We start from the raw sequence: 1259 nt of genomic DNA, 5'->3' as shown, positions 1-1259 counted from the left end.
ACGGCCTCATTTCTCGCTGCCGTCCAGATCAGATGCATCGCTCTCTGGGCTAAAATCTTGTGACGACACTATCTAACCATCAAGAGGGCGTTCACCAGCAGCGGTAATCAGCTTCTTGCGTTGATCCCGCATGAACTGCCGATAAGCATGAATGTATTACCGTCGTCACCGTCTCTGCAGTGGCATCATTTAAGGTGCACCATAAACCTCCTCTGTAGTTTAAGCCGCGCCGATATCCCTCCAGGAAGTAAAGCGTTTGACGAGTTGGTATATTTTATCCCACGTCTGCTTGAAGCTTCAGAATCTATCAATGTCCCGGCATACGAACGGTGGTACGAATTTTTTTTACGTAAGAGAGGTGATGGTGAACTGAATGAGGCTGAAATGGCATTCATAGGGTTCATCGTCAAAATAATCAACTGGAACATGTCTATCCATCAACTGCCTGGCTTCGATGACAAACAGGCTTTTCATGACTGGTTTCTCCTCAATGATCGGAACAAATAAAACGGTCGCTCACAAATGTACCACCTTTGTATTTAGCACTTAACGTAAAGTCATCACTGCTGGTGGGTAAACCGGTCCCGCAGCGGCCCCCCGCGATCAATGATGGCGAGCGAATTCCTGGCGTCCTGTTCAACCTTATCACCGCTGAAGGGTAGACCGGTCCTGCATCGGCCACCGAGATCAATGCTGGCGGGCAGATAGCTCACCTCCTGTTCAACATTATGACCGCTGGCGGGTAGACCGGTCCTGCAGCGGCCACCGTGATCAATGCTGGCGGGCAGATTGCTCACCTTCTGCTCAACGTTATCACCGCTGGCAGGTAAACCGGTCCTGCAGCGGCCACCAAGATCAATGCTGGTGGGGGAGAACAGTTCACGTTGTGTTCAGGCTATCACCGCTGGCGGGTAAACCGGACCTGCAGCGGCTACGGATATCAACGCAGGCGGGTAAACCGGACCTGCAGCGGCCACGGTTATCAACGCTGGTGGATGATTGCCACCTGATATCAGAACTGTGCGGGAGTCACGAGAAGAAGGGATGTATGTGGTAGCCAGCTGAGAGCTGGCTACTCAGACAGTGGTCAGGCTATTTTCTTATTTCTGTTTAGAATGACCAGCACATAATCACCACGGGATTTCTCGATCGAATACTTCAGGAAGCCAGCTTCTTCCAGCTGTGTTAGCAGCAATGGAATAGTGACCCACCCCAGCAGCTGAATTTTGACCCTGGGGTTAAGCTGCTCTCTCTGAAAG

Annotated in this window: 1 protein-coding gene; it reads right to left on the bottom strand. The window is 51.2% G+C overall.

Annotated features, from left to right (window positions below; genetic code table 11):
• Window positions 1-345: 345 nt before the first annotated feature.
• Window positions 346-474: a hypothetical protein gene (locus tag ACSZPU_RS25775; protein ID WP_319881884.1), complete on the bottom strand. Its 129-nt coding sequence runs from the start codon at window positions 472-474 to the stop codon at window positions 346-348.
• Window positions 475-1259 lie beyond the last annotated feature (785 nt).

Origin of the sequence: Phytobacter sp. V69, assembly GCF_965644215.1 — a bacterium.
In the GTDB taxonomy this organism is placed as follows: domain Bacteria; phylum Pseudomonadota; class Gammaproteobacteria; order Enterobacterales; family Enterobacteriaceae; genus Phytobacter.
Note: the sequence above shows the minus strand (reverse complement) of the source record. Positions and strands in the feature narration are given on the sequence as shown.